Annotated in this window: 18 protein-coding genes and 2 riboswitches; of the genes, 9 read left to right on the top strand and 9 right to left on the bottom strand. The window is 73.5% G+C overall.

Features of this window, described 5'->3' with window-relative positions; genetic code table 11:
* Nucleotides 1–71 precede the first annotated feature (71 nt).
* The 6 genes from RCG67_RS05070 to RCG67_RS05045 all read right to left on the bottom strand — a co-directional run bounded on the left by RCG67_RS05070 (nt 72) and on the right by RCG67_RS05045 (nt 6,750).
* Nucleotides 72–794, bottom strand: coding sequence for a succinate dehydrogenase/fumarate reductase iron-sulfur subunit (locus RCG67_RS05070; protein WP_368825115.1), 723 nt, complete (start codon nt 792–794; stop codon nt 72–74).
* Between the two features lie 124 nt (nt 795–918).
* Nucleotides 919–1,677: a succinate dehydrogenase/fumarate reductase transmembrane subunit gene (locus RCG67_RS05065; RefSeq protein ID WP_368825114.1), complete on the bottom strand. Its 759-nt coding sequence runs from the start codon at nt 1,675–1,677 to the stop codon at nt 919–921.
* A 65-nt stretch (nt 1,678–1,742) separates the two neighbouring features.
* Entirely contained in the window at nt 1,743–3,890 is a 2,148-nt protein-coding gene (locus tag RCG67_RS05060) for an AMP-binding protein (protein ID WP_368825113.1), read from the bottom strand.
* Between the two features lie 59 nt (nt 3,891–3,949).
* Nucleotides 3,950–4,777 (bottom strand): ABC transporter permease, encoded by an 828-nt coding sequence (locus RCG67_RS05055; RefSeq protein WP_368825112.1) that lies wholly within the window; start codon nt 4,775–4,777, stop codon nt 3,950–3,952.
* Nucleotides 4,774–5,817, bottom strand: a complete 1,044-nt coding sequence (locus RCG67_RS05050; RefSeq protein ID WP_368825111.1) for an aliphatic sulfonate ABC transporter substrate-binding protein — start codon at nt 5,815–5,817, stop codon at nt 4,774–4,776. Before RCG67_RS05050 ends, RCG67_RS05055 begins: the two co-directional genes overlap by 4 nt.
* A 99-nt stretch (nt 5,818–5,916) precedes the next feature.
* A complete protein-coding gene (locus RCG67_RS05045; protein WP_368825110.1) occupies nt 5,917–6,750 on the bottom strand; it encodes an ABC transporter ATP-binding protein in 834 nt (277 codons plus the stop codon).
* 5 nt (nt 6,751–6,755) lie between these two features.
* Nucleotides 6,756–6,860: riboswitch (SAM riboswitch) on the bottom strand.
* A 106-nt stretch (nt 6,861–6,966) separates the two neighbouring features.
* On the opposite strand from RCG67_RS05045, the gene RCG67_RS05040 reads away from it, so the two are divergent.
* From RCG67_RS05040 to RCG67_RS05025, 4 genes are all read left to right on the top strand, one after another.
* Nucleotides 6,967–7,644: a maleylpyruvate isomerase N-terminal domain-containing protein gene (locus RCG67_RS05040; RefSeq protein WP_368825109.1), complete on the top strand. Its 678-nt coding sequence runs from the start codon at nt 6,967–6,969 to the stop codon at nt 7,642–7,644.
* Nucleotides 7,645–7,793: 149 nt separating this feature from the next.
* Entirely contained in the window at nt 7,794–8,771 is a 978-nt protein-coding gene (locus tag RCG67_RS05035; protein WP_368825108.1) for an endonuclease domain-containing protein, read from the top strand.
* A gap of 319 nt (nt 8,772–9,090) precedes the next feature.
* The gene (locus tag RCG67_RS05030) at nt 9,091–9,555 is read left to right on the top strand and encodes a CoA-binding protein (protein WP_368825107.1); all 465 of its coding nucleotides are present in this window, start codon (nt 9,091–9,093) and stop codon (nt 9,553–9,555) included.
* 185 nt (nt 9,556–9,740) lie between these two features.
* Nucleotides 9,741–9,855, top strand: a riboswitch (SAM riboswitch).
* Between the two features lie 77 nt (nt 9,856–9,932).
* Nucleotides 9,933–11,351, top strand: a complete 1,419-nt coding sequence (locus tag RCG67_RS05025; protein WP_368825106.1) for an LLM class flavin-dependent oxidoreductase — start codon at nt 9,933–9,935, stop codon at nt 11,349–11,351.
* Between the two features lie 189 nt (nt 11,352–11,540).
* Here the strand turns inward: RCG67_RS05025 and RCG67_RS05020 are convergent, their stop codons facing one another.
* The gene (locus RCG67_RS05020) at nt 11,541–12,671 is read right to left on the bottom strand and encodes a baeRF2 domain-containing protein (RefSeq protein ID WP_368825105.1); all 1,131 of its coding nucleotides are present in this window, start codon (nt 12,669–12,671) and stop codon (nt 11,541–11,543) included.
* A gap of 160 nt (nt 12,672–12,831) precedes the next feature.
* On the opposite strand from RCG67_RS05020, the gene RCG67_RS05015 reads away from it, so the two are divergent.
* Nucleotides 12,832–13,050, top strand: a complete 219-nt coding sequence (locus RCG67_RS05015; protein WP_368825104.1) for a hypothetical protein — start codon at nt 12,832–12,834, stop codon at nt 13,048–13,050.
* Nucleotides 13,051–13,089: 39 nt separating this feature from the next.
* On the opposite strand, the gene RCG67_RS05010 is transcribed toward RCG67_RS05015, so the two are convergent.
* Complete coding sequence (locus RCG67_RS05010) at nt 13,090–13,656, bottom strand: SDR family oxidoreductase (protein WP_368825103.1); 567 nt, start codon at nt 13,654–13,656, stop codon at nt 13,090–13,092.
* Between the two features lie 65 nt (nt 13,657–13,721).
* On the opposite strand from RCG67_RS05010, the gene RCG67_RS05005 reads away from it, so the two are divergent.
* The 4 genes from RCG67_RS05005 to RCG67_RS04990 all read left to right on the top strand — a co-directional run bounded on the left by RCG67_RS05005 (nt 13,722) and on the right by RCG67_RS04990 (nt 16,849).
* Complete coding sequence (locus tag RCG67_RS05005; RefSeq protein WP_368825102.1) at nt 13,722–14,540, top strand: DUF4397 domain-containing protein; 819 nt, start codon at nt 13,722–13,724, stop codon at nt 14,538–14,540.
* A complete protein-coding gene (locus RCG67_RS05000) occupies nt 14,540–15,328 on the top strand; it encodes a class F sortase (protein ID WP_368825101.1) in 789 nt (262 codons plus the stop codon). Before RCG67_RS05005 ends, RCG67_RS05000 begins: the two co-directional genes overlap by 1 nt.
* 128 nt (nt 15,329–15,456) lie before the next feature.
* Nucleotides 15,457–16,020: an RNA polymerase sigma factor gene (locus tag RCG67_RS04995; protein ID WP_368825100.1), complete on the top strand. Its 564-nt coding sequence runs from the start codon at nt 15,457–15,459 to the stop codon at nt 16,018–16,020.
* Entirely contained in the window at nt 16,004–16,849 is an 846-nt protein-coding gene (locus tag RCG67_RS04990) for an anti-sigma factor (RefSeq protein WP_368825099.1), read from the top strand. The genes RCG67_RS04995 and RCG67_RS04990 overlap by 17 nt, the downstream gene beginning before the upstream one ends.
* A 16-nt stretch (nt 16,850–16,865) precedes the next feature.
* Here the strand turns inward: RCG67_RS04990 and cls are convergent, their stop codons facing one another.
* The gene (gene cls, locus RCG67_RS04985) at nt 16,866–18,356 is read right to left on the bottom strand and encodes a cardiolipin synthase (RefSeq protein ID WP_368825098.1); all 1,491 of its coding nucleotides are present in this window, start codon (nt 18,354–18,356) and stop codon (nt 16,866–16,868) included.
* Between the last annotated feature and the right edge of the window lie 12 nt (nt 18,357–18,368).

Here is an 18,368-nt window from a genome sequence, read left to right as displayed (position 1 = left end):
CTCACGGGTCTCGAAGACGTGCCCGAAAAGTAGCAGTCACCTCCCCGCGCGGCAAGACACGCCGCGCGGGGTCACCGTGGACCCTGCGCGTCCCCGCCCCGGCGCGGGAAGCGGTTGCGCAGGTACTCCTGCGCCACCGCGGAGAGGTTCTCGACCGGCAGCCCGGCCGGGCAGACCTCCACGCAGTCGCCCAGCAGGGAGCAGGGGCCGAACTGCTCCTCCGCCGCGTCGATCACCTTGGCCGAACGCTCCCGGCGCTCGGCGTCGTCCTTGGCCAGCGGCGGCAGCTCCTTGAGCATCGTGCCCACGAAGAGCTGGCCGGAGCCGTTGGGGCAGGACGCCACGCACGCCCCGCAGCTGATGCAGCCGCCGTTGGCCAGTGCCTTCATCGCCACCGGGAACTTCCCGGCCTTCGCCACCAGGCGCAGCGCCTTCTTGTCCACGGAGAGGTCCTGCTTGACCGGGAAGGAGGACGCCCGGAGCGGCTCGAGGCGCACCCGGTCCCCGTCCCGGTAGGCGCCCAGGTGCTGCATGCAGCTCGCGGTGTTGCGCTCGGGCCCGTGCGCCACGCCGTCGACCGTCACCCCGCACTTGCCGCAGATTCCCTCGCGGCAGCCGTCGTCGAAGACCACCGGGTCCTCGCCGGCGGCCTCCAGCTGCGCGTTGATCCGGTCGAGCAGCTCGAGCACGGTCATCTCCGGGCTCGCGTCCGGGACGTCGTAGGCCGTGAAGTCCCCGGGCTCCTCCGGGGAGGGCTGGCGCCACACGTCCACGGTCAGGGAGAAGGTGCTCACTCGCTCGGGTCCTTGTCGTCTCGTCGGAGGTCGTCTCGTGCTCGTTCGCCGGAAGGTGCCCGGTCCCGCGGCGAGTCGTTCCGCAGGAGGTCGACCCGCCGGCGGGGGAGGGCGGCCACGGGGCTCAGCGCACCGCGCGCGTCAGCACGGCCACGGGGATCGTGGTGTTGCCGGCGGCCACCGCGGCGCCGAAGGCGTTGGCGGCGATCCGCAGCCGCCGCTGGAACCGCTGGTCCCCGGTCACGCCGACGTCGTTGGCGATCTCCGGGATGCCGTGCACCAGGTGGGCGGCCAGCGCCGCCATGGACACCGCGTACGCCGCGGCCACAGGCGGGCGGGACAGGCTGGCCACGAGGTTGGCGTAGGCGCTGCCGTGCGCGAAGCCCCGGGCCGCGGCGGGCCGGGCGCCCAGGGTCAGGTCGAGGACGTGGAAGGCCGTGAACAGCCCCAGCACGCCGCCCGTGCTGCGCATCGAGCGCTTCGCCACCGCCCAGGGGGAGCGCCGGCGCCCCCGCGGGCGCCGGCGCGCGCGCGGCAGCAGCGTCCCGTTCGCCGCCCAGGACCGCGCGGTGAGCACCGCGGCGGCGCCGACGTGGACGAGCAGACCGGTGGCCAGCACGCCGCGTGCCGCCCAGAGCACGGTGCCGCGCGGCAGCACGGGGGCGCCGGCCGTGCGGAGGAACGCGGCGTAGGCGTTGAACTTCTCCTCGCCCTGGTAGACCTTCAGGTTCCCGAGCAGGTGCACCAGGACGTAGGCCGAGAACAGGGCGCCGGAGCCGGCCATGGCGAGCTTGAGCTCGGTGTTCGGCAGCCCGGGCAGCAGCCCGGCCGGCGCGGGGCGGCCGGTTCCTGCGGGGCGGGGGGTGTCGTTCACGGCATTCATCCTAGGGGCGGTGCGGACTGGGACGTCACATGTCTCAACGTCCTTGCGGAGCGCGTCACGGGCCGTCACCCGGCGTCGCCGAGGTCCTGCCGCCGTGCGGCCAGGACCTCGGCGATGTGCTCCAGCGCCTCCTCGTTCTGCAGGGAGGACCGGTCGCCCAGCGGCGCCCCCTCCCACAGCTGCGCGAGCAGGCGCCGGGTGATCTTCCCGGAGCGGGTCTTCGGCAGGTCCGGGACGGCCACGACCGCCCTGGGCTTGGCGATGGGGCCGATCTCGTGCGCCACGTGCTCCCGCAGCGCGGCGGTCAGCTCCTCGGCCGGCCGGCCCTGCGCGTCGGGGGTCAGCACCACGTAGGCGAGCACCGCGTGGCCGGTCAGCTCGTCGCGCACCGGCGCGGCACCGGCCTCGACCACCCACGGGTGGGTGACGAGCGCCGACTCGATCTCGATGGTGGACAGCCGGTGCCCGGAGACGTTGATGACGTCGTCGACCCGCCCCAGGATGTAGATGTCCCCCTCCTCGTCGCAGCGGGCGCCGTCCCCGGCCAGGAACCAGCCCTGCTCGGCGTAGGCCCGCCAGTAGGAGGAGAGGTAGCGCTGCGGGTCGCCCCACACGGTGCGGGCCATCGAGGGGCCGGTCCGGTCCACCACCACGAAGCCCTGCACCCCGGGCGGGACCGGCTCCCCGGCCTCGTCCACCACGCGGGTGGAGATCCCCGGGACCGCCCGGGTGGCGCAGCCCGGCTTCAGGGCGGTGTGCGGCGCTCCGTCGTCGAACGTCCCCGGGGGCGCGAACTGCGGGTCGTGCGGGCGGGGGGACATCACGGCGGCACCGGTCTCGGACTGCCACCACGTGTCCACGAACGGCACCTCGTCCCGGCCCAGCTGGGCGCGCAGCCAGCGCCACGCCTCCGGGTTGATCGACTCGCCCACGGAGCCGAGCAGCCGGATCGAGTTCAGGTTGTAGAGCGGCGGCACACCCTTCGGGAACGCCCCCATCAGGGAGCGGATCAGCGTGGGCGCCGTGTAGTAGGCGGTGACCCCGTAGCGCTCGATCACCTCGAAGTGCCGGCCCCAGTGCGGGGTGTTCGGGGTGCCCTCGTAGATCACCTCCGAGACGCCGTTGACCAGGGGCCCGTAGATCTCGTAGGTGTGCGCGGTGACCCAGGCGAGGTCGGCGGTGCACCAGTGGACGGTCGAGTCGACCTTCGCGGGGTCGTTGACGGTGGCCAGCTCGTCCGGGCGCAGCTCGCCGTCCTCGTCCTCGACGTCGGGCAGCAGGTCGAAGAGCAGGGCGTGGGTGTAGGCGGCCTGCACGAGGTAGCCGCCCATCGTGTGCACCAGGCCCTTGGGCCTGCCGGTGGTCCCGGAGGTGTAGATGATGAACAGCGGCGTCTCGGCGTCGAACGCCTGGGGCACGTGCACGTCGGACTGCTCGGCGACCAGCTCGTGCCACCACACGTCCCGTCCGCGCGTCCACGGGACGGCGTCCTCGTCCTTGGAGTGCGTCCCCCGGGTGCCCCGGGGCAGGTCCGTGCGCCCGGGCCGGGAGGTGCGGCGGACGACGACGACGTGCTCGATCGCGTTGTCGCCGCCGCAGGCCTCGTCCGCGACGGCCTTCACGGGCACCACGGCCCCGCGCCGGTGCTGCCCGTCCGTGGTCACGAGGACCTTGGCGCCGGTGTCCTCGACGCGGAACCGCAGCGCCTCGGCGGAGAAGCCGCCGAAGACCAGCGAGTGCACCGCCCCGATGCGGGCGCAGGCCAGCGTGATGATGACGGTCTCCGGGATGACCGGGAGGTAGATCACCACCCGGTCGCCCTGCTCCACGCCGAGGGCGAGCAGGGCGTTGGCGGCGCGTGAGACCTCCCGCTGCAAATCGGCGTAGGTGTAGACCAGCCGGTCCCCGGGCTCGCCCTCGAAGTACAGGGCCACGTGGGCGCCGCGGCCGGCCTCGACGTGGCGGTCCACGCAGTTGTGGGCCACGTTGAGCTTCCCGCCCTCGAACCACGCGATCTCGGGGACCGACCACGTGGGGCTGCCCTGCTCGTCCTCGCCGATCCGCCGCGGCGCCTCGAAACGGTGGGCCGTCCGCCACGGCTCGGCCCAGTCGAGCCGGGAGGCCTGGCCCTCCCAGAAGGCGATCCGGGCCTCGTCGGAGACGAGCGCGGGATTGGGGGTGGGGGAGGAGGGGTTGCTCCAGCTGAAGCTCACGGTGCTGCGGTCCTTTCCTGGCTGCACGGACGACGGTTCCACGGTGCCGGGCGCACGGGTCAGGCCCATCTCCGCACGGCCCACTTCTCGAACACGCCCAGCAGCGCGTCCGAGAGCTTGCCGAGCACCGCGAGCAGGACGATCGCCAGCAGCAGGCGGTCGGTGCGCCCGTTGTTCTGCGAGTCGGTGAGCAGCCAGCCCAGGCCCATGGAGGCGCCCAGCAGCTCGGCGGCCACGAGGAACAGCCAGGCCTGGGCCAGCGCCAGGCGCAGCCCCGAGATGACCGAGGGCATGACGGCCGGCAGCTGCACCGTGGTGAGCAGGCGCAGACCGTGGAGCCCGAAGGCCCGCGCCGCCTCGATGAGGTTGCGGTCAACGTGCTGCAGGGCCGCGGAGACGGTGGTGTAGACGGGGAAGAACGCGCCGATGGCCACCAGCGTGACCTTCGAGTCCTCGCCGAGGCCGATCCACAGCAGCAGCAGCGGCACCCACGCCAGGGACGGCACCGCCCGGAACGCCCCGATGGTGGGACCCACCAGCGTGGAGCCCCACCGGGAGAGGCCGATGAAGGACCCGGCCACGAGGCCGAGCCCGGCCCCGAGCAGGAACCCGATCAGCACCCGCTGGCTCGAGATGCCCACGTGGGTCCAGAGGTCCCCGCCGGCCAGCAGGCCGATCCCGGCCTCGAGCACCGCGAGCGGAGCCGGCAGCTGCACGGCGCTGAACACCCCGGCGGCGGACAGCACGTGCCACAGGACCAGCAGCGCCGCGGGCAGCAGCAGGCCCAGCGCGGCGCGCAGCAGCGGCCGCCGCCGGGTGGCCGTCGCGGCCGCGGGTGCGTCCTCGGGGCGCTCCGTCTCCTGGGCGGGCGTCAGCGGCTGCGTCATTCCTGGCCCTCGATCAGCTCGGCCGCGCGGGAGGCGTCGGCGTCCTCGGCGTAGGAGCTCTCCACGAGGCTCGCGAGCGCCTCGTCGATCTGCTCCTGGTCGGCGACGTCGTCGGAGTCGACGAAGATCGGCCCGACCTTCTCGAGGACCGCCAGCTGCTCGTCGCCGGGCACGTGGTCGATGTCCAGGTTGGTGCGCTCGAGCACCGCCTCCGCCACGGACAGCTCGATCCCGGCCGCCTCGGACAGCAGCTGCGCGGTCTCCGCGGAGTTCTCCTGCGCCCACTCCCGGGCGTAGGCGTAGACGTCCACCACGGTCTGGGCGGCCTCGGGCCGCTCCTCGAGGAAGTTCTCGTGGGCGTTCAGGAAGCCGTAGGTGTTGAAGTCGACGTTGCGGTAGAACAGCTCCGCGCCGTTCTCCTCCGCGGCGGCCATGATCGGGTCGAGCCCCGCCCAGGCGTCCACCTGGCCGGTCTCCAGGGCGGCGCGCCCGTCGGCGTGCTGCAGGTTCTGGACCGTGACGTCCTCGGCGGCCACGCCGGCCTCGTCGAGGGCCTGGAGCAGGAAGAAGTACGGGTCGGTGCCCTTGGTCGCGGCCACGGTGCGGCCCTCGAGGTCCGTGACCTCCTGCACCCCGGTGCCGGGGGCGGTGACCAGGGCGGACCACTCCGGCTGCGAGTAGAGGTCGATCACCTGCATCGGGGTGCCGTTGCTGCGGGCCAGCAGCGCCGCGGAGCCCGCGGTGGAGCCGATGTCCACGGCCTCCGCGCGCAGCGCCTCGTTGGCCTTGTTCGACCCGGCGGACTGCACCCACTCCACCTCGGTGCCCTCCTCGGCGAACGCGGCCTCGAGCCAGCCCTTCTCCTTGATCACCACAGAGAGCGGGTTGTAGGTGGCCCAGTCCACGCGGACGGTGCCGCCCCCGGCGGCCTGCGCAGGGGCCTCGCCGGAGCCCTCGCCCGCCATGCACCCGGTCAGGCCGAGGGCCAGGACGGCGGCGAGCGCGGGGACGGTGCGGACGGAACGGTGGGGGAGGGGCACGGCGGGGCCTTTCGTGGTGGGCGGACCGGGCGGTCGGCGCGGGCGGGCGCCGCCGCCGGTCCTGCGAGCAGAGCAGGAGCAGAGCGAGAGCGGGCCGCGTCAGCGGGCCGCGGGGTGGTGGGCGTCGACGCCCAGGTGGCCGAGGAGCTGCACGCGCAGCCCGGCGAGGACCTCGGAGGCCCGGTCCCGGGGTCGCTCGCCGGGGACCGTGAGGACCGTGCTGATCGAGGCGGGAGCCGTGGGTCCGGTCCGGCCCAGGACCACGATCCGGTCCGCGAGCTGCAGCGCCTCGTCGACGTCGTGGGTGACGAGCAGGACGGTGGTGGGCTGGGCCGCGTGGATCGTGAGCAGCAGGTCCTGCATCTGCAGGCGGGTCAGGGCGTCGAGCGCGCCGAAGGGCTCGTCGAGCAGCAGGACCCCGGGGTTGCGCGCCAGGGCCCGGGCCAGGGACGCGCGCTGGGCCATGCCGCCGGAGATCGCGCGGGGACGGTGGCCCGCGTGCGCGGTGAGCCCGACCAGGCGCAGCAGGTCGTCGATCACGGTGTCCCCCTCGTCCCGGGGGAGCCCGCGGGGCAGGCCCAGGCGGACGTTCTCGCGCACGGAGCGCCACGGCAGCAGGCGGGGCTCCTGGAAGGCGACCGCGCAGCGCGGGTCGATCCCGGACACGGGGGTGCCGTCGATGAGCACCCGGCCCGCCGAGGCGGTGTCGAGGCCCGCGGCGGCCCGCAGCAGGGTGGACTTGCCGCAGCCCGAGGGACCCAGGACCGCCAGGACCTCGCCGGGCCGGACCGTGACGTCGACGTCCTGCAGGACGTGGTGCGTCTCGCGGCCGGCCGGGAACGCCTTGCCGACGTGCTCGAACGCCACGGAGAAGGCGCGCTTCGACGGGTTCGGGGCGGCGGGCGGCGCAGGGCTCAGCAGAGAAGTGCTCATGATCAACTCCATCGGTCCTGGCATTAGCACCTCGCACGGGGGATCAGGCGGATCCGTGCCGGTTGCTGCGACGTCGACGAGCCAGGTCTCTCAGCCGCTCCGGATGGTTACGGGCCCATTGAACGTCCTCGGTGTGTCCCCTGGCAAATCCGTCGCATCCGCGGTCGTCGCGACACATCGCTGGCACGAGGGTCCTCCGTGCCCCACCATGGACCCATGACGAGCCGCAGAACCCCGGTCCGGGCGGATCTGGTGCGCGACGCCTTCGCGGCGTTCGGCGCGGTCCTCGACGGGCTCGGCGACGACGACTCCTGGGCCGCCACGGGGTGCACGGGCTGGTCGGTCCGGGACCTGGTCCAGCACTGCACGACGGACGCGCTGCAGGGGCTGGTCGCCCTGCACACGCCCACGACCGCCCGTCCGGACCGGGACGCCGCGACCTACTGGACGGACTGGGGCGGCGACCCCGCGGCGGCCGCCGAGCAACGGCGCCGCGCCCGCGTGGCCGCGTCCATGGTGCTGGACTGGGACCCGGTGCGGGAGCTCCACCGCGAGACCACCCGGGCGCTCGTGCACGCGGCGGAGCACTGCGGCGGCGGCGCGGTCCGCACGGAGGGCCACGTGCTGCGCGTCGAGGACCTGCTGAGCACCCTCGCGGTGGAGGCCACGGTGCACCACCTGGACCTGATCCGGCACCTGGACGGCTCCCCGGGCCCCGCCGCGGACGGGCTCGCCGAGGTCCGCCGGGTGCTCACCGACCTGTGGGAGCGGGAACCGCTCGAGCACTGGAGCGACGAGCACTTCGCCCGAGTGGGCACCGGCCGGGCCGAGCTGACCGCCCAGGAGCACGCGGAGCTGGGCGCGCACGCGGACCGCCTGCCCCTCTTCTCCTGACCCCTCCCCCTCCCTCCTGCGCGAGGTTGCACCTGTCGGCGACCGACGCGCCGTCGGTCGCCGACAGGTGCACTCTCGCGCGGCGGTCCTGGCTCCACAGCCCGGCGTCCACGTGGTCCGCCGCCCTCGGCGGGCTGTTGAGTCGTGCCATGCCCGCACCGCGACCCGTTCCCGCCCCGCTCCTGCCCGGTCCGTTCACGGCCGCCGAGGCCGACGCCCTGGGCGTCACCGACTCCCAGCGTCGCGGTCTGCGCTACCGCACCCTCTCGCGCGGCGTGCACGAGGTCGTCCGGCACGGACCCGGGGCCGACGACGAGGGCGCGGCGCGCAGCGCGGTTCTCGCCGGGGCCCGCCCCGTGCTCGCGCTGACCCCGGGCGGTGCGCTCAGCCATGCGAGCGCCGGGATCGTCTGGAACCTCCGGCTGCCGCGGCGGCTGCGGGGCGTCACGCCGATCCACGTCACCCGCGCCGACGACGGGGTGCCGCCCAGACGCCGTGGGGTGGCCGGGCACCACGCGGACCTCGCCCCGTGGGAGACCGTGCGCGTGTCAGGCGTCGAGGTGACGGTCCCGGTGCGGACGCTGCTGGACCTGGCCGCGGTGCTGGACCCGGACGAGCTGGTGGTCTGCGTCGACGGCGCCGTCTGCGAGCACCGCCACGGCCTGCGGAGCGGCGTCCCTCCTCTGCTGCCGAGAGCCGAGCTGATGCGGCTGCTCGGCCGGTACGCGGGGCGGCGGGGCGTGCGCAGGCTCCGGGTCGCCGCGGAGCTGTCCGCGCCGGGCGCGGATTCGGCCCCGGAGACCCGGCTCCGCCTGCTGCTGCGGGAGCACGGGATCAGGGAGGTGGAGACCGACCGCCGGATCGTCGCCCCCGACGGCACGGAAGTCCTTCCGGACCTCGCGGTCGAGTCCGCCCGGGTCAGCATCCAGTACGAGGGCGCCCACCACGACCGCGCCGGTCAGCGCGAGATCGACATCCGGCGTCAGCGCCGCACGGAGGCCGCGGGCTGGAGAGAGGTCCGCATCACCCACCGCGACCTCGTGGAGGACGTGGTGACGCCGTGCGGCACCGTGCCGCGCGCGGTGGCTCTCGTGCGGGCGGCGATCCGCGGCCGTCCCGTGCCCTGACACCGCGCGAGCCCCCTGGCAGAGCCCCCCGCTAGAGCACCCCGCTGGAGCACCCCGCTGGAGCACCCCGCGCGAGGTTGCTGGTGTCGGCGACCGGACACGCCGCGGTCGCCGACACCGGCAACCTCGCGGGGCAGTAGGGAAGCGGAAGAGCGGGAGAGCGGGAGAGCGGGGAAGCAGGAGAGCGGGAAGCAGGGCAGCGGGAAGCAGGGCAGCGGGAAGCAGGAGAGCGGGGGAGCGGGGAAGCAGGAGAGCGGGACAGTGAAGCAGCGGGGGGCAGGGGGTCGTGCGGGGGAGGGTGCCGTGCCAGGCTGGTGGCATGACCCGAAACGACCCCGCCGTCATCGACCGCCTCATGACCCGGCCCGGTCGGTGGGCCGTGGTGGGGCTGACCGGCAACACGGCCCGTCCGGCGCACTCGGTCGCGAAGCAGATCCGGGACGACCTCGGCATGACGATCGTCCCGGTGAACCCGAAGGGCGAGCCGGTGCACGGCGAGCCCGGTTTCCGCACCCTCGCCGAGGTCCCGGAGCCGATCGACGTGGTGGACTGCTTCGTCAACTCCCGCCGCGTCGGCGCGGTCGTGGACCAGGCCATCGCCGCGGGCGCCGCGGCGGTGTGGCTGCAGCTCGGCGTCGTCGACGAGGACGCGGCCGCCCGGGCGGAGCAGGCCGGCCTCGACGTGGTCATGGACACCTGCCCCCTGATCGAGCTCCGCGTCCGGCTCCGGCGGGGCTGGACCCTGGACCCGGGCCGGACTCCACCGCTCGCCCCGCCCGCCTGAGCCGTCCGGCTGATCCGTCGGACCGACCCGTCGGACGGATCTGTCGGACCGGCCCGGCCGACCGAACCGTCGGACCGGTCCGGCCGACCGAACCGTCCGGCTGAACCGTCCCCCGGCCTGCGCCGTGGTGCGCGGTCGGGCTTGCGCCGGGTGCCGGGCGACCCGCTAAGCTGTTCCCCGACGACGATGACGAGTCCCGACGCGAAGCTCTGGCTGGTCGGGCGGCAACCCTCTCCCGTAGCGGGGTGCCCCAGATGAACATCGGGCCGTGGTGCACACGCTCCGCGGCAAGTACGGCGCCCAGCAGTGCGTCGGACCCGCGAGCAGGTCTCCACGACGCACGGGCGCGGGTCGGCATCGACCCGGGAGGAACACCCATGAGCAAGCGCATCGCCCTCAACGCCTTCGACATGACCTGCGTGGGCCACCAGGCCCCCGGCCTGTGGAAGCACCCCCGGTCCCGGGCGGACGAGTACAACACGATCGAGTACTGGACGGACGTCGCCCAGCTCCTGGAGAAGGGGCTCTTCGACGCGCTCTTCCTCGCGGACGTCGTCGGGTACTACGACGTCTACCAGAACTCCGCGGCCCCGGTGATCCGGGACGCCACGCAGATCCCCGTCAACGACCCCTTCATGCAGATCTCCGCGATGGCGGCCGTGACGAAACACCTCGGCTTCGGGGTGACCAGCGCGATCACCTACGAGCAGCCGTATCCGCTGGCCCGGAAGTTCGCGACCCTGGACCACCTGACGAAGGGCCGGATGGGCTTCAACGTGGTGACGTCCTACCTGAAGTCCGCCGCGGAGAACCACGGGCTCACGGAGCAGATCTCCCACGACGAGCGCTACGAGATCGCCGAGGAGTTCATGGAGGTCTGCTACAAGCTCTGGGAGGGCTCCTGGGAGGACGGGGCGGTCAAGCGGGACCGGGTCAACGGGGTCTTCGCCGACCCGGCGCTCGTCCACCCCATCCAGCACCACGGCAAGTACTTCGACGTCCCGGGGATCGGGCTGACCGAGCCGTCCCCGCAGCGCACGCCGCTGATCTTCCAGGCCGGAGCCTCGTCCCGCGGGCGCGCGTTCGCCGGCCGGCACGCCGAGGCGGTGTTCGTGGGCGGCATCCGCCCGGACCTGACCCGCGTGGTCACCGACAAGCTGCGCGACGAGGCGGAGGCCAACGGCCGGGACCGGGACGACCTCAAGATCTTCGCCATGCTGCACGTGATCGTCGACGAGACCGACGCGAAGGCCGAGCAGAAGCGCCGCGACTACGAGCGGTACGCGGACACCGACGGCGCGCTGGGCCTCGTGGGCGGCTGGTCCGGGGTGGACCTGGGCCGCTACGACGAGAACGACGTCCTGGAGTACATCAAGACCGAGTCCATCCAGTCCTTCCTCACGCCGTTCACCACCGCGGACCCGCACAAGAAGTGGACGGTCAAGGAGGTCGCCAAGCACATCTCGATGGGCGGCATGGGCGTGCCGATCGTCGGCTCCCCGCAGACCGTGGCCGACGAGCTCGAGCGGTGGATCGACGACGGCGGGCTGGACGGCATCAACCTCGCCTACCACGTGTCCCCGGGCTCGTTCGAGGACTTCGTGGAGTGGGTGGTGCCGGAGCTGCAGAAGCGCGGCCGCTACCGGACCGGGTACGAGGGCACCACGCTGCGCGAGAACCTCTACGGCACCGGGCAGGCCAAGGTGCTCGGCACCCACCCGGCCGCCGCGCACCGCGGCGCCTACGCGGGCAGGCCCTCCGCCGCGGACACTCCCGCCCGCGAGCTGATCTCCTGACCCCGGGGCGCTGACCCCTGCGCCCGGGCCCCGGCCCGGGATTTCCGCCGGGGCCGCGCTCCCCGGCCCGGGGCGCGGAGCGGACGAGGGCCCCCGCACCGAGAACTGCTCCCCGGGAGCCGGCTGAGGAACTCAGGTCCGGCTTCCGGGGAGCAGTGTCGTGGAGGCACGAAGCTCGTCGTCCCAGGATCAGCGCGCCGGTGCGGAGCCCCAGCGCAGCAGGGCCGCCACGTCCGTGCCGTCGGGCAGCGCCCCCGGCGGCACGAAGACGGGGCGGCCGTCGGTCAGCACCGCGGCGCGCACCAGCGCGGCGTCGGCGGAGACCCGGCCGAGCACGCGGGCGCCCACGGCCTCCGACTCCTGGACGGCGATCCACGGCTCGGCGTCCAGGGCGATGAGCTCCTGCTCCGTGTCCAGGTGGGTGTCGTCGATGAGCAGCGTCTCCGCCTGCGCCTGCTGCAGGGCCGAGACGACGGGATCCATCCCCGAGACGGCGGTGGGGTCGGGCCGCCCCTGCTGCTCGGCGAGCCGCTCGAGCAGCTCCTGCTGGCGGTGGGCCACGACCTCCGCCACGCGCTCCTCGACCTGGTGGTCGAAGTCGGCGGACTTGCTGCCCTCCGCGCGGGTGTTGGCGTCGACGACGCTCAGCATCGCCCGGCTCGCCTTGGACAGCTGCTCCTCGACCAGCCCCCGGGCCCGCATGTCCCCCGCCAGGACCACGAGCTGCGCCCCGCTCTCGGCGACGACCTTGTCGATCTGCTCGGCCACCTGCTCGGTGTTGCGCCGCCACACGTCCTCGGTGTGCCGCTGCCAGCGTCCCTGCGACCAGCCGCCCCCGGGGAACTTCTTCAGGTGCTCGGTCTCGCCCTCGATCTGCTGCTCGTCCGTGCTCCGGACGCGGCTCGCGTACTGCAGGCGAATCTCGCCGCCGTCGCGCCCCACCTCGGCGACCACGTAGGGGAAGTCGTCCGGGCGGTGCCGGAACAGGGGAGTGAGGTCGGGCACCTCCTCCACCTGGATGACACCGCGGCCGGCCCGGGGGCCGGGGAGCACCTCGTCGATCTCCACGGTGCCGTCACGCACCAGCAGGTACCGGCAGACCGGGTCCGGCACGCCCTCGGCCGGCCGCACGGCGGCCTCCACGGCGGCGAGATCGGCCTTGCTCGCGCCCTGGCGCTCCAGCTCTCGGCAGATGTTCTCGGGAAGGACGTCGATGGCGTGCAGCGAGTCGACGGTGCCGGTGCTGATGTCCGTGTAGACGGTGCACCAGGGGCCCTTGCTCTTGAACAGTTCGGCGTAGCGGTGGAATCGGCTCGTCATGATGGACAACTCCTGCTGTTGAGCGGTGCTTCCTGTGGTTCAGACCACGTTATCCGACCGTCAGGGGGCTGGGAACAGAGGGCAGGACGAGTATGGTCGGACGCACACGACCGGTCGCGCGACCGGTGGTCCCGTTGGCCCCACGACGCAGGAGGCATCCATGAGCGACGTACCCGAGTACGACGAGGCCGACCGGCTCGAGCAGTCGATCGACGCCGAGCGGCCGGAGCTGGACGACCAGGACGACGAGGCGCCGGCGCACGAGCCCGACCGCTCCGAGGCGTCCTCCCTCGAGGCGAACCCCGACGACCTCGTGGAGCAGGACCAGGAGGTCGAGCTCGAGGAGCCCGAGGAGACCTCCTCGCTCGAGGAGGAGTGAGCCGGGGCCCGCGCGGGGGCGTGCACCCTCGCGCGGGCCTCACACGGCGGACCAGCCGCCGTCCGAGAACATGTCCACGCCGTCGACGTTCGAGGCGCCGTCGCTCGCGAGGAGGACGATCACGGCGGCCACCTGCTCCGCCGCGGCCGTGTAGGGGATGTTCTGCATGAACGCCGCCATCCTGCCGGGGAACAGGTCCGAGCCCATGGGCGCCTCGATCGCCGTGGCCGTGGCCCCGGGGGCGACCGCGTTGGTGCGGATGCCGTCCGCCGCGTGCATCGGGGCCGTGCTCTTCGTCAGCCCGGCCACCGCGTGCTCGGAGGCGGTGTAGGCCGCTCCCGCGGCGGAGCCGCGCAGCGACGCCTCGGACGCCACGTCCACGATCGCTCCTCTGCCGGAGACCCGCAGCAGCGGGACCGCCGCGCGGGTCAGCCGCATCACGGAGCCGAGGTCGACGGCGAGGACCCGCTCCCACGTGGCGTCGTCGACCTCGGCCACGGACTCGAAACGGTCCATGATCCCGGCGTTGTCGACCAGCACGTCGAGCCGGCCCCGGAAGAACTTCCCGAAAAAAATGTGACCTGCTGCATCCGCGGAGGGGTCCACGCCGGTAGTACGGGTGCAAGGTCGATTCCGCTTCCGCCAGGGAGCCCGTTCAAGGAGCAGTTACCATGCGCAAGACCCTTTCCGCCGCAGCAGTCCTCGGCCTCGGTGCCGGTGCCCTCAGCATGAGCCCGGCGTTCGCCGCCGAGCACGCGGAGCTGTCCGTGCTCCACGGCGTCCCCGACACCGTCGTGGACGTGTACGTCAACGGCGAGCTGACCCTCGACGACTTCGAGCCGGGCACCCTGGCCGGTCCGCTGGAGCTGCCCGCCGGCAGCTACGACCTGGCCATCACGGCCCCCGACGCCGCCGACGCCTCGGAGCCGATCATCGGCCCCGTGACCGCGGACCTGCAGACCGGCATGAGCTACACGGCCGCGGCCCACCTGGACGCGGAGGGCAGCCCCACGGCCGCCCTGTTCACCAACGACATGTCCGAGATCGAGGCCGGGAAGTCGCACCTCACCGTGCGGCACGTGGCCGCGGCCCCGGCCGTGGACGTCCTCGCGGGTGGCCAGCCGATCATCACCGGGCTCGAGAACCCGAACGAGGAGACCCTGCCGGTCGACGCGGGCACGGTCTCGGCGTCCGTGGCCGCCGCGGGCACCACCGAGCCGGTCATCGGCCCGGCCGACCTCGAGCTGGCCGAGGGCACCCACAACATCGTGTACGCGTGGGGCTCCCTCGAGGCCGGGAACCTGGACCTCGCCGTCCAGACCCTGGAGGGCATGGAGCAGGCGCCCGAGGCCGTGCCGGGCGGCCAGTCCGGTCTCGCGGCCCAGGAGCAGCGCACGATGCTGACCGCCGGCCTCGCGGCCGCCGGCGCGCTCGGGCTGATCGGCGCGGCGTACGGCGCCCGCCGGGTGCTCGCGGGCAACCGCCGGTAGTGAGCGGTCCCGACAGGCTCGGTCCGGGGGCGCGGCAGGCTGCGGCCCACCGCGCCCCCGGACCGGCAGTTCCCGGCACCCGTCGTCGTCGTCTGGCGGCGGCGGGTGCCGGGGCGGTCGCCTCGGTGTCCCTGCTCGCGGCAGCGGCCGTCACCGCTCTCCCCGAGAACGGGGGGTCGCCGGCCGCGTACTCCCTGGCCGCGGGGCCGTACCCGGGCGAGGACGCGGTGCCGGCGCTCGCCGGCCCCGATCGTCCGGTCCCCGCGGAGGGCGCGGCGCAGTCCACCGCAGCCCCCGCGGAGATCCCCGTGGCCCCCGCCACGCAGGCGCCCGCCGAGAAGATCCCCGCCCCCGTGCGCGTGGTCGTGGACGGGTCGCCGATCGACATGCCGGTGGTCCCGGTGGGGGTCGAGGACAACGGGGCCATGACCATCCCGGACAACCACGTGGAGCTGGGCTGGTACCGGCACGGTCCGTCCCCCGGGGCGGACGAGGGCGCCGCGGTCGTCGCCGGCCACGTCGACACCCTCACCGAGGTCACGCCGATGGCGCAGCTGAAGGACGTGCCGGTCGGGGCGGAGGTCCGGGTGGAGCGCGCGGACGGCAGCGTCCAGCGCTACCGCACCGAGTCCGTCCAGCACGTCCACAAGAAGTCCCTCGCGGACGCGGACCTGTTCCGGCGGACCGGGGAGCCGGTGCTCCACCTCGTGACGTGCGGCGGGGAGTGGCTGGAGGAGATCGGGGACTACGAGGACAACGTGGTGCTGCGGGCGGTCCCGGTGCCCTGAGCGGCGGAGGAGGCGAGAGGCGCATGACCGCATGGCCGGTGTCCACTAGGCTGGGCACGACGCGGACGACCGTACCTCGCCCGACCGCTCGCCACCACGACCTCCGGCCCACGAGGAGCCTCCCCACGATGCCGACGCCGCCCCCGGAATGGGGACCCGAGCTCGACACCGCGTTCGCCGCGGGCGACGAGCAGGCGCTGAGTGCCGCGTACCGGCACTGCGCCGGGGTCATCCGGGGATTCGCCGTCCGGGCCCTGCGCGACGACGCCGGCGCCGACGACGTGGTGCAGGAGGTCTTCATCCGGGCGTGGAAGTACCGCTCCGGCTACCGCCCCGAGCACTCCTCGGCCCCCGCCTGGCTCATCGGCATCGCCCGCAACTGCATCGCCGACGCCGCGAGGACGGCCGGCCGCGACGCGGAGCGGCGCCGGTCGGACGCCGTGCGCACCGACCGGGAGCCGCGGCACGAGGAGTCGGACCTGCTGGTGGACCGGCTCGTGGTGCGTGCGGAGGTCGAGCGGCTGGGGCCTCCCCGGTCGACGATCATGGCGCTGGCCTTCTACGAGGAGCTCACGCACCAGCAGATCGCGCAACACCTGGACCTGCCCCTCGGCACGGTCAAGAGCCACCTGAGGCGCGGCCTCACGAACCTACGAACACGATTGGGAGACGGTCATGGCACACCTGAGTGAGGAGACGCTGACGCTCCTGGCTCTGGGTGAGACCGAGGACGCCCAGGACCAGCAGCATGTCGCCTCCTGCCCGGACTGCGCCGCCGAGCTCGCGTCCCTGGAGCGCGTCGTGCGCGCCGGCCGCGCGGAGCCGCCCGTCCTGACGGATCCCGGGCCCGGGGTCTGGGCCGCCATCCACGCCGAGCTGGGCCTCTCCGCCGAGGTCGCGGCGGATCCGCTCGCCGGCGCCCGGGGCGGCGCCCGCGGGGACGTCCCGGACGACGCCTCCGACGACGCGGCGGACGAGGCCCCCGACGACGCCACGAGCCACCGGACCGGCACGCCCGCCGACGACGGCGCAGGGCACGGCGGGGCGACCGTCGTCGACCTCGACGCCCGCCGGAGCCGGCCCCGGCGCGGAGTGCCGTACCCGCTGGCCGCGGCCGCCGCGGCGGCGGCGCTGTTCGTGGGCGGCATCTCGGTCTGGGGCGCGCAGCGGGTGGGCCTGGAGCCGGATCCCACGGTGCTGGCCACCGCCGAGCTGGAGCCCCTGGCCGGCTACACCGCCCGCGGCTCGGCCGAGGTGGACGAGCGGCCGGACGGGACCCGTCAGCTGGTGGTGCGGACCGATCCCGCCGACGTGGACGGGTTCAAGGAGGTCTGGCTGCTCGCCCCCGATGCGCAGCGGATGGTGAGCCTCGGGGTGATGGCCGGGGACGAGGCCGTGTTCGTGCTGCCCGAGAACCTGGACGTCGGGGAGTTCCCCGTCGTGGACGTCTCGAACGAGCCGATCGACGGCGACCCGACGCACTCGGGGGACTCGATCGTGCGCGGCGTCCTGGACGCCTGAGCACGGGGCGGCCGGATCAGAGCAGGGCCGAGGTCAGCCGGGCCACGTTGTCGGCGTACTTGTGCCACAGCGGCCGCCGATTCCACTCGTCGAAGTCCAGCAGGGTGCTGGCCTGGTGGAACTCGGCGACCACGGCGTCCATCCGCCGCCGGAACTCCCGGTCCGCGATGTACACCGAGACCTCGAGGTCGAGGGCGAACGAGCGCTCGTCCATGTTGGAGGAGCCGATCACGGAGGCGTAGTCGTCCACGAGCACGAACTTGGCGTGCAGGACGGTGGGGGAGCGGTACCGGTAGATCTTCACGCCGGCCTCCACGAGCTCCTGGTAGTAGGAGTTCTGGGCGTGGTAGGCGAGGAAGTGGTCCGAGGTCTCGCCCACGAACAGCTGCACGTCCACCCCGGACTGCGCCTCGGTGGTCAGCGCGTGCATCAGCGACTCGTCCGGGACGAAGTACGGGCTGGCGATGATGATCTGTTCGTTGGCGTTGTAGATCAGGTGGTTGAACAGGCGGAGGTTGTTCTCCGTCTCGAACCCCGGCCCGGAGGGCACGACCTGCGCGAAGACCGGTCCCTGCACGTCCGGGAGGTCGCGGGTGGCCTCGTCGAGCAGGAGGTCGCCCGTCTCGGAGTACCAGTCGCTCGTGAAGAGGGCGTTGAGCTCGGCGACCACCGGGCCGGTGCACTCGAGCATCAGGTCCTTCCACTCGAGCCCCTTCCGGAGGTTCCGGCGCTTGTTGTAGGAGCGGTGGATGATGTTCTGCGAGCCGGTGAAGGCGAGGGTCCCGTCGACCACGAGGATCTTGCGGTGGTTGCGCAGGTCGGGCCGCTGCCACTCGCCCTTCCACGGGCGCACGGGCAGCATGCGCTGCCACGGCAGCCCGGCCTCGTCGAAGCGCTTGATCATCTGCCGGTACCCCGGGTAGCCCACGGAGCCGAGGTGGTCGATGAGCACCCGCACCCGCACGCCCCGCCGGTGGGCCCGCACCAGGGCCTCCAGCAGGGGGCGCGAGGCGTCGTCGATGGCCACGATGTAGAACTCGAAGTGCACGTAGTCCCGGGCCCGGTCCACCGCCTCCGCCATGACCCGCATCGCCTCGTGGTTGTCGGTGAGGATCTCGAAGGAGTTGCCGCCGACCATGGGCAGGGCGCCGAGCTTGTAGTTCAGCGCCGCGGTGGAGCTGACCCACTCGGGCAGCTCCTCGTCCGTGTTGCCCATGATGTGGGAGTCGGGGGTGTTCTCGCGGATCACGTCGTTCATCTTCGCCTGCATGGCCATCCGCTTCTTCGGCAGCTTCGCGGAGCCGATGGCCAGGAACAGCAGGACCCCCACGTACGGCAGCAGGAAGATCGCGAGCAGCCAGGCCAGGGCCACGGAGGGCCGCCGGTTGTGCGGGATCCAGCCCAGGGCCACCACGTTGATGAGCAGGCCGAGCACCAGGACCACGAGCGTCGCGGGCTCCGGGAGGAGGTTCGCGACGCTGTTGAACGGGTACACGGCCGGGGTCACCTCGTCGGTCGG

This window comes from Kocuria cellulosilytica (assembly GCF_040981245.1).
Lineage (GTDB): Bacteria > Actinomycetota > Actinomycetes > Actinomycetales > Micrococcaceae > Kocuria > Kocuria cellulosilytica.
This window is presented reverse-complemented; position numbering and strand designations above follow the sequence as displayed.